At 41.9% G+C, this 787-nt stretch carries 1 protein-coding gene; it reads left to right on the forward strand.

What is annotated here, in order from left to right; genetic code table 11:
* On the forward strand, window positions 1-787 hold a 787-nt coding region (locus ASJ81_RS14305), incomplete at both ends, for a PKD domain-containing protein (RefSeq protein ID WP_141241739.1).

The raw sequence follows: 787 nt of genomic DNA on the forward strand, positions 1-787 counted from the left end.
CATCCTATTCATGGGACTTTGATAATGATGGAACTGTAGACAGCACTGAGCAGAATCCGGTTCACATTTACAATGCAGCTGGTAACTATACTGTCAACCTTACGGTTTCTAACGCTGATGGAAACGATTTTGAAGTAAAAACTGAGTACATTATTGTAAGTGAGTCACTTCCTGGTGCTCCGGTTGCAAATTTCACAGCTACTCCGACTTCTGGTACTGCTCCTCTTACTGTCAACTTTAAGGATCAGTCAACAGGAACTGTTTCTTCCTATGCATGGGACTTCAATAACGACGACAATGTAGATAGTACGGAACAGAATCCTTCGTATACTTATGCTGCAGCCGGTTCTTACACTGTCAACCTCACAGTAACCGGACCTGGTGGAATCGATTCTGAGGTAAAAACAGGTTACGTTAAAGTCACTGGTTCATCTCCAGGAAAGCCAGTAGCTGCTTTTTCAGTATCTTCGGTTTCAGGAAAAACACCATTAACGGTTACCTTTACTGACAAGAGTAGTAACATGCCTACTAAATGGAAATGGAGTTTTGGAGATGGGACAACTTCAACCCAGCAGAATCCAAAGCATAAGTATTCAGCTGCAGGAAAATATATGGTGGTACTGACAGTTACCAATGCTAAAGGAAGCAACACTGCAACGGAAACCGATTATATAAAAGTGATATCAAAACCTGTTGCAAATCTCACCAGCAGTGTAACGTCAGGAAAAGCACCATTGAGCGTTAAATTTACTGACACCAGTACAGGTACACCTTCTGCATGGAAATG

The sequence above is a fragment of the Methanosarcina spelaei genome, from assembly GCF_002287235.1.
Lineage (GTDB): Archaea > Halobacteriota > Methanosarcinia > Methanosarcinales > Methanosarcinaceae > Methanosarcina > Methanosarcina spelaei.